The organism is Acinetobacter sp., assembly GCF_045628685.1.
GTDB lineage: Bacteria > Pseudomonadota > Gammaproteobacteria > Pseudomonadales > Moraxellaceae > Acinetobacter.
Window position 1 is genome coordinate 1 of the sequence record NZ_JAZQPV010000062.1, and the last position, 8,579, is coordinate 8,579.

At 41.8% G+C, this 8,579-nt stretch carries 8 protein-coding genes and 1 pseudogene; 6 read left to right on the top strand and 3 right to left on the bottom strand.

What is annotated here, in order from left to right:
• The 5 genes and pseudogenes from ACKI4H_RS08965 to ACKI4H_RS08985 form a co-directional block, all read left to right on the top strand.
• Window positions 1-516 (top strand): annotated as a pseudogene (locus ACKI4H_RS08965) (preprotein translocase subunit SecA); the annotation flags it as partial.
• A 121-nt stretch (window positions 517-637) separates the two neighbouring features.
• Window positions 638-1,372: a septum site-determining protein MinC gene (minC, locus tag ACKI4H_RS08970; protein ID WP_407305191.1), complete on the top strand. Its 735-nt coding sequence runs from the start codon at window positions 638-640 to the stop codon at window positions 1,370-1,372.
• Window positions 1,373-1,438: 66 nt separating this feature from the next.
• Window positions 1,439-2,251, top strand: coding sequence for a septum site-determining protein MinD (gene minD, locus ACKI4H_RS08975; protein ID WP_067862937.1), 813 nt, complete (start codon window positions 1,439-1,441; stop codon window positions 2,249-2,251).
• Window positions 2,252-2,254: 3 nt separating this feature from the next.
• Window positions 2,255-2,527 carry a cell division topological specificity factor MinE gene (minE, locus tag ACKI4H_RS08980; protein ID WP_407305193.1) on the top strand — a complete coding sequence of 91 codons (273 nt, stop codon included), beginning with the start codon at window positions 2,255-2,257 and terminating at the stop codon, window positions 2,525-2,527.
• A gap of 129 nt (window positions 2,528-2,656) precedes the next feature.
• Complete coding sequence (locus ACKI4H_RS08985; protein ID WP_407305195.1) at window positions 2,657-2,944, top strand: PA4642 family protein; 288 nt, start codon at window positions 2,657-2,659, stop codon at window positions 2,942-2,944.
• 79 nt (window positions 2,945-3,023) lie between these two features.
• Here ACKI4H_RS08985 and ACKI4H_RS08990 read toward each other — a convergent pair whose 3' ends face one another.
• On the bottom strand, window positions 3,024-3,926 hold the full coding sequence (locus ACKI4H_RS08990; protein WP_407305196.1) for an AEC family transporter: 903 nt from the start codon (window positions 3,924-3,926) through the stop codon (window positions 3,024-3,026).
• Between the two features lie 151 nt (window positions 3,927-4,077).
• Complete coding sequence (locus ACKI4H_RS08995; RefSeq protein ID WP_407305197.1) at window positions 4,078-7,128, bottom strand: DNA translocase FtsK; 3,051 nt, start codon at window positions 7,126-7,128, stop codon at window positions 4,078-4,080.
• A 286-nt stretch (window positions 7,129-7,414) separates the two neighbouring features.
• On the opposite strand from ACKI4H_RS08995, the gene trxB reads away from it, so the two are divergent.
• Window positions 7,415-8,377 (top strand): thioredoxin-disulfide reductase, encoded by a 963-nt coding sequence (trxB, locus tag ACKI4H_RS09000; RefSeq protein ID WP_407305199.1) that lies wholly within the window; start codon window positions 7,415-7,417, stop codon window positions 8,375-8,377.
• Window positions 8,378-8,435: 58 nt separating this feature from the next.
• Here the strand turns inward: trxB and ACKI4H_RS09005 are convergent.
• Window positions 8,436-8,579: IS3 family transposase (locus ACKI4H_RS09005; RefSeq protein WP_407305200.1), on the bottom strand; the 144-nt coding region annotated here is incomplete at its 5' end.

The following is an 8,579-nucleotide window of genomic DNA, read 5'->3' on the forward strand; positions in this document are numbered from 1 at the left end:
AGTATAAAACATGAACTGTCAACCAGTACCACGCATAAAAAACTGATTGAAGATTTGGTCGCACATCACCGTGAAATGTTCGCCATCGCCCTTGCCGATATTTTACAGGAATCTTTAGGCAAAGAGTTGCAAGCACAAAGAGTGACCATTGCAAAAAACGTCGGAAGCATTGTCAATCAGGCCATTGAAGATACGCCTGAACTCACTCAATTATTACGCTTAATACCGATTGTCGGGGGACGTATCGAACAACAGATCCAAAGTATTGGACAACGTTTGGGTGAAAATATTACCCAAGGTCTGATTGAACCTTTTGCACAAAACAATAAAAATGAAGAAAATCTGGCTTATTTAGAAATTTCAAATAAAATCAGTAAAATACAGTTTGAAAATAATAGCCATGTTGAAAAACTGGTGGAGTCTGCGGTTTTTGAAAGCCTAGAAGCGATTCGCCAACAGGTCAAAGTAAAACAATGGCAACAAATGCTGGAACAACATGATCAAGTTAAAGAATGATCATCAGATAAAAATATTTAAAACGTCGCTAGAGAAATCATTCAATTTGTTCTAGGATTTGCTCTATTTACAACATCACTTCGACATAAAATGAATGAGTCAGAAGTATTAAGGAATAATTATGGCTGATATACGGATAAAAGGCAGAATGGTCAATGCAATTCGCATTAGCTTAGATACCAATGATCATGATGCAATCCGCCAGCAACTCGCGTCAATGCTCCAAAAAGCATTTCCACCGGGTACATTAGTTGTGATTGAAAGTTCAGTTGAACAAGAACTTATTGCCTTAATTCAATTATTGATCAGCCTAGAAGTACAACCTATGGCGGTGACTGAAGGTTTACTTGCAGATCAGGCTCGTGCAATCCAGTTCCCGGTAATTCCTGCAGACCGCCCAATGCAGCAAGTGAAGCCAACCAAAGAACAGGTTGTTGAAAGCAACTTTGCTATGGCAAAAGAACAAGCCCTTCCTACAGCAGAAACTGTAACGGAAGACATTCCAGCGCCCGTCATTCGTCATGTGACCTCTTATCATGATGAAATTTTGCGCACTGGCCAATGCCTGGTACAAAATCATGGCGATATTATTCTCAATGCAGGAATTAACAGTGGCTCTGAAGTCATTGCTTCAGGAAATATACATATTTATGGCAGCGCCCGTGGTAGAGTCATCGCCGGCGCAGGCGGGAACGGTGCAGCACGTATTTTCTGCCAGTCCCTAGAAGCAGAACTGGTATCGATTGCAGGTACATATTGTGTAGCAGATGACATCCCACAACATGTTCTCAAAAAAGCTGTACATATTTTCTTGAATGATCAACAAGAACTTATGTTTGAAGTTCTCGAATTTTAATGTATAAATAAACACCAAAAGCCCCATATCTAAAAGGGGATTTGAACCATAACAGGAGTGGATTCGGTGGCGAAAATTGTTGTCGTAACATCAGGCAAAGGTGGTGTAGGTAAAACTACGACTAGTGCATCTTTTGCAACAGGTTTAGCCCTTCGTGGCCACAAAACTGTTGTGATCGATTTTGACGTGGGTTTACGTAACCTAGATTTAATCATGGGTTGTGAACGTCGCGTTGTTTATGATTTTGTGAATGTATTAAATAACGAAGCTCGACTTCAACAAGCGCTGATTCGCGATAAAGATATTGAAAACTTATATATCCTTCCTGCATCACAAACCCGTGATAAAGACGCCTTGACCGATGAAGGCGTGGCACGTGTAATGGATGAACTTTCGCAAGAATTCGATTACATTATCTGTGACTCACCTGCTGGGATCGAGCGCGGTGCAATCATGGCGATGTACCATGCGGATGAAGCGATCATTGTAACTAATCCTGAAATTTCTTCAGTACGTGACTCTGACCGTATTATTGGGATGCTCGACAGCAAAACCAAAAAAGTAGAGCAGAACGAAGGGCGTATCCGTAAACATTTGTGTATTACACGATTCAATCCAGAACGTGCTGATAAACAGGAAATGTTAACGATTGATGATATTTCTAAAGATATTTTACGTGTTCCTACACTCGGTGTAATTCCTGAGTGTCCAAGTGTTTTACAGGCGTCAAACGAAGGCAAGCCTGTAATTCTGTTTACTGAAGATGCAGCAGGTCAGGCTTATGATGACCTTGTAGCACGCTTCTTGGGTGAAGAACGTCCTTACCGTCATATCTCGGTAAAACCTAAAGGTTGGTTAGCACGATTATTTGGAGCTTAACAAATGGCAGGATTCTGGAGTAAATTATTCAGCAACGATGATAAACCTTCAAGCGCAAAAACTGCTAAAGACCGCTTAAAAGTAATTGTTGCTTCTGAGCAAGGTTTAGGTAAACGCTTAAGCCAAGACAAAATTGACCAAATGAAGAAAGAAATCATGCAGGTGGTCAATCGTTATGTGCGTGGTGTGGATGAACAGCATATTCAAATGTCGGTTCGTTCTGAAGCAAACATCGAAATGTTAGAAATGAATATCAATTTGCCTGAAGAGCGATAATCTGAATTCTGATTAGTCAAGCAAATTGAATCAAGGCAAAATATGGGACTGGATCAGCAAAGCAATGCTTTCGCTTGTCCTTCATATTTTGCCTTTTTTTATTTTATCCAGTATACCAAGGAGTTTGCGATGGCATTATCTCAGCCAGCAACGTTCAATGAAGAATGGTCAGACGAGCGTGTATTTGCCTATTTAACACAACTTCCTCCTGCAGGCGTAAATGCCGATTTTCACGTGCTTTATCATGCATTCAAACATATGCGTCCAAATGACTATGAACGCCTGCTGACGCAATTCATTGCTGATGGTCGTGATGTCAATGCAACCAATCCTGAAGGCCAACGCATTCATGATGTGATTGCTGAATATCCTCGTCAAAGCGAAGGTTTCTTAGAGGTTTTGGCTAAGTTTGCTTAATCGAATTTCTATAAAAAATCCTGTCTGTTTAGGTAAAACGGACAGAATTTTTTCTAACAAAGTTATATCTATCTACATATTAATAAATCAACAGCATCAATACAGGAAACGTCACTGCAAAACCTAGCGTTTGCAAGCTAATCACTCCAGCCATGAGTTGACTATCGCCATTAAAATAACGGGTTAAAATATAAGATGCCGATGCGGTAGGTAAAGCAAAAAATACCACTAAAACAATCGTTTCAAACCGATTTAAATTCAGCATCTGACAGATTAGATAAGCTAAACATGGCATCACCATTAAGCGTCCCAAAGTATTTAACAATAATCGTGAATAATCATGTTTCAGTTGTGCAAACTGTAAAGCCGCTCCGACACAAATTAATCCTAATGGCAGACTCATACTGGCTAAAATTTTAAACAGTTGTTCCACGCCAGAAAATAACGACAGTTGCAGCAAATTGAAGATTATTCCAACTCCACAGCCTAAAATTAACGGATTTCTTATCAAAGAAAATACAATCTGCGCAGGTTTTAGTCCCTGCCCTTGCGAGAAAGCCAGCACTGATATCACATTGACCAAAGGAATTGCCAGTGCAATCATCATGGCAAACATTTGCATGCCCTGAGCACCAAACAGCAAAGACATAATGGATAAACCAATATAGGTATTAAAACGAATCTGGCTTTGCACATATACGCCAAAACGCGCGATCGGAATATGAAATAATGCTCTCGCCACCCATAGCGCTAAAGCACTGATGAGGATAATTGTAAACAGGGCCAATAATACTTGGGCAATCGTTGCCAATTCCAGTTTTATATAAGCAAGGTTATTAAAAAGTAATACCGGAAATAAAATCAAATAATTCAGTTTTTCAGCGCCGCGCCAAAACTCATCCGTTAAAAACTTTGTCCATTTAAATATATACCCCATGGCAATTAAAATAATTAATGGAAACAATGCCATCACCACATTCATTTTCTACCCTTCATCCCTAAACTATATTTCCACTGCATGACGTGAATAAACTTGAGCATTTCAAATAAATATTCATATAACTTAAAAAATATTTATTTTTAACGTCCAGAAAAAGGCCTGCATATGCAGGCCTTGAATTCAGTGTGAAAATTTAGACTAAAATTTCACGTTTGCCGTTGGCACCCATCCCGCTAACGATACCATTTTCTTCCATCTGGTCGATGATACGTGCCGCACGATTATAACCAAGGCTGAATTTACGCTGTAACGACGAGGTCGATGCCTTACGTGTTTCCAGAACAAAGGACACACACTGGTCATACAAGGCGTCCCGATCTGAACCACCATCACCATCTTCAAAACCACGTGAAGTCGGTTCTTCATCATAAGGTGTCAGAATTTCATCAACATAATTTGGAGCCGCACGTTCACGCCAGGCATCACAGATATTGTTGACTTCATCATCGGAAATGAACGCACCATGCACACGTTCAGGCTCAATTTTACCTGGCCCAAGAAACAGCATGTCACCATGACCAAGTAAGTCTTCTGCACCACCGGCATCCAAAATGGTACGCGAGTCAATTTTACTGTTTACCCGTAAAGCCACGCGGGTTGGAATATTGGCTTTAATCAAGCCAGTAATCACGTCGACCGATGGACGTTGGGTCGCAAGCAGTAAATGAATGCCCGCAGCACGTGATTTTTGTGCCAGACGGGTAATCATTTCTTCAGCTTTTTTACCCACCTGCATAATCATGTCGGCAAATTCGTCGGCCACAATCACAATTGAAGGCAATGGGGTTAAACGTGGCGCTCGCTCGCCTACAACCGAATCACTTGCCTTCCAGGTTGGATCAATTAAGTCTTCCCCGTTGGCAATCGCTTCCTCAACCTTACGGTTATAGTCACTCAGTTTACGGATTTTTAAATATGACATCAGCTTGTAGCGACGTTCCATTTCATTGACACACCAGTTCAAGGCATTCACGGCATCTTTCATGTCGGTCACGACTGGGGTAAGCAAATGTGGAATATCGTTATAGTTGGCAAGTTCCAACTGTTTCGGGTCAATCAAGATTAAACGTAACTGATCTGGGGTATATTTCAGCAACATCGATAAAATCATCGAGTTCACTGCCACCGACTTACCTGAACCAGTTGTGCCTGCGACCAGCATATGTGGGGCTTTACCCAAGTCTGCGATCACAGGATTACCTGAAATATCTTTACCCATTGCCATCGAAAGAATGCTATTTGGATCAGTAAAGGCAGGAATGGTCAATAACTCGATCAGACGTACCATTTCACGTGTGCTATTCGGTACTTCAATGCCGATATACGGTTTACCCGGAATCACCTCGACTACACGCACCGATGCCATCGACATAGAGCGCGCCAAGTCACGTGAAATATTAGTCACTTTGGAGGCTTTCACGCCCGGTGCCAAATCCAGCTCAAAACGTGTAACTACCGGCCCCGGCTGTGCTTCAACCACTTTTGCTTTAACGTTAAATTCTTGCAGTTTAATTTCCAGTAGCTCAGATAAACGTGCTAACTGTTCAGCAGTAAAATTGACTTTTTTATTCGGATCGACTTTATCCAGTAAATCCAGTCCAGGTAGTGGGGATAAATCTTTACGACGTGCCGCCACCTGCATCGCAAGGGACATAGGACGACCTGAGGCATCGGTTAATGGTGCATCAAAATCGAAATCATCTTCCTCGACCGGTTTACCTGCAGTTTCCTGCCAAACTTCACGAAACACGTCTTTATTCGATGAAATTAGAGCTTTTTCATCTTCTGAAATGATGGGTTGCTGAATCTGGGTTTTTATTGCGCCACCAACAAATGCAGATGATTGCGCATAGTTGTTGGTTGTACGTACTGGAGTAGGTACTTTAATATCATCAATTAACAAATCCTCCACCAGTAAATCATCGAATCCATCCAACTCGTCATCTAAAGCCGAATTCTTAGGTGTCGTATGTATCGATGGCGAAGCTGTCAATGGAGATGAGGTGATCGAAATCTTATCTTCAACAGATGAGTGTGCTTGTTCAGTCTCTACATGATTAAACGGTGTATGTACATCAGTAGCTGTTTTAGCATTTGGAACCGCAGCAAGTAGTTCATCAAAGATTTCATCATCATCCCAATCCAGATTTTGTTTAGCCGTCTCGGGAGTGGTTGCTAACGGTTGCTCATCAACAAAGGCTTTAAAATGTTCATGCGGCGTATGCAGTTCAGATTCTTCTGCTGCTTTTAACAAAGCCTCAATATCTAGTTTATGGTTTTGATTTTCATCTGAGTTTAATGCACGCCAAACTTCACCCGTCGCGACGACTCGTCGCGTATTTTCTTCTAGGCGATGTGCTTTTTCCAGAACTTGTTCAAGCTCTGCTTCATCCTCGGCATCAGTCAACTGTTGCTGCGCATTGTGTTCTTTTTCCACCATATCATTGAACAGGCGCTCTGCAGCCTGATCTCGCACCACAGGTGATGTCTCTTGAACTTCACGATGTTCAGCAACAGATGTCACACTTTCTACAGCAGTTTTTTGCTTGGGAATTGCTATTGGTTTTTTGACTTCAGGCGTTGTACGGTCAAATGCAGACTCGGTTTCCGGCACATTTTTATAAAACAGATCTTGTAAATAAGCAGGTGTAGCTTTGAGTGTGACCCAGGTTTTATTCCACTTCACGCCAAATGACAGGGTAAATAAAACCACCCAAAATATCACCAGAAATAAGGTTGCCCCATAAATCGTTAAAATCTGCGACAAGCTTTCACCCAGTTCATAACCGATGATACCACCAGATGAATTGTCCAAAGTATCTGCCGGAACTTGCCAATACAAATACAATAAGCTTGCTGTCGCCAGTAAAATAAAGAACTGCGCGGCATAGCGGAAAGGCTTATTCAAGAAACTATATGGCCACCAGACCTGAATTGCTTCGATGAATAAAAAAATGGGAATGAGTAAACTGGCCCAGCCCAAGAAACCGAACAGTAAATCTGCGATCCATGCGCCTGCAACACCGCTGGCATTCGATACCTGCTGTGTATCACTGGAAATATGCATCCAGCCTGGATCAAAAGGCGTATAAGTCACTGTTGCAAGGAATAAGTAAATTCCAAAAGAGACTAAAAATAATGTCATTATTAAGCGCTGTGCATAAGCACTCGACACCGCAGTCATATACTGTCCTGTAACCAATTTTTCATTCATGTTTTTGTAAGAAACTAAGACAAAATAGTTTCGCAATTAAACTCGATATTATGCACCTGTTCCAAGGAAAAAGATGCAATATTATGTATAGGCTGTGGATGCCTATGCCATGAATGCAGTATCTAGTACTGCATTATTATTGTATATAGCTCAAATCGATTTCAATGATCAATAATATCGACATTGATCGCACACAACTGTTATCGAGTTTCACGTATAATTTCACAAATTTCTAAATAAAAAAAGGATGCCGCGAATGAGCGCTCGTCACTCACGTTTGATTATTCTAGGTTCAGGCCCTGCAGGTTATAGTGCAGCTGTATATGCTGCACGTGCCAATTTAAAGCCAACCCTGATTGCCGGTTTGCAATTGGGCGGTCAGTTAACCACAACCACTGAAGTCGACAACTGGCCGGGTGATCCTGAAGGTCTGACAGGTCCTGCACTCATGGAACGTATGCAAGCGCATGCTGAACGCTTCGGCACTGAGATTGTGTATGACCATATCAATGAAGTAGATTTAAGCGTTCGTCCATTTGTACTAAAAGGCGACATGGAAGAGTTCACTTGTGATGCACTGATCATCTGTACCGGTGCCACCGCACAGTACCTGGGACTCGAGTCTGAAGCAGCCTTTATGGGTCAGGGCGTCAGTGCCTGCGCAACCTGTGATGGTTTCTTTTATAAGAACCAGAAGGTAATGGTGGTTGGCGGTGGTAATACGGCTGTTGAAGAGGCATTGTATCTTTCAAATATTGCCTCACACGTAACGCTGGTACACCGCCGTGATTCTTTACGCTCGGAAAAAATCTTGCAAGATCATTTATTTGAAAAAGTGAAAGAAGGTAAGATCAGCATTATCTGGAATCATCAGGTAGATGAAGTGCTCGGTGATGCACAATCTGGTGTGACCTCAGTACATATTAAGTCAACCCAGGATAGCTCCACTCAAAATGTCGACGTGACTGGTATGTTTGTGGCCATTGGTCACAAACCAAACAGTTCGATGTTCGAAGGCCAATTAGAGCTGCGTGAAGGTTATATTCAGGTACAAAGTGGTACTGCGGGTAATGCAACGCAGACTTCGGTACCTGGCGTATTTGCAGCTGGCGATATTGCAGATAGTGTTTACCGTCAGGCGATCACTTCGGCAGGTTCAGGCTGTATGGCTGCGTTGGATGCGGACAAGTATCTTGATGCCATTGGCAAATTGGGTTAGGAAGCGAAACCCAAAAGCCGTCCAGATTGATCTGCACCCCGAAAGTTAGACGGTTTGATTAAGCAGCTTTTAAGGACTGTTTCCTGTACTCTACAGGACTCAGTCCTTTTAATTTAACCTTGATTCGTTCATGGTTGTAATAGTGAATATATTCTTTCACGGTTTGCTCCAAATCATCAACCGTTTTAAATTTTTCACCATA

Coding starts and splice junctions, on each gene's coding strand:
- minC (WP_407305191.1), top strand. CDS start 638: ATGGCTGATATACGGATAAAAGGCAGAATGGTCAATGCAATTCGCATT.
- minE (WP_407305193.1), top strand. CDS start 2,255: ATGGCAGGATTCTGGAGTAAATTATTCAGCAACGATGATAAACCTTCA.
- ACKI4H_RS08985 (WP_407305195.1), top strand. CDS start 2,657: ATGGCATTATCTCAGCCAGCAACGTTCAATGAAGAATGGTCAGACGAG.
- ACKI4H_RS08990 (WP_407305196.1), bottom strand. CDS start 3,926: ATGAATGTGGTGATGGCATTGTTTCCATTAATTATTTTAATTGCCATG.
- ACKI4H_RS08995 (WP_407305197.1), bottom strand. CDS start 7,128: ATGACTGCGGTGTCGAGTGCTTATGCACAGCGCTTAATAATGACATTA.
- trxB (WP_407305199.1), top strand. CDS start 7,415: ATGAGCGCTCGTCACTCACGTTTGATTATTCTAGGTTCAGGCCCTGCA.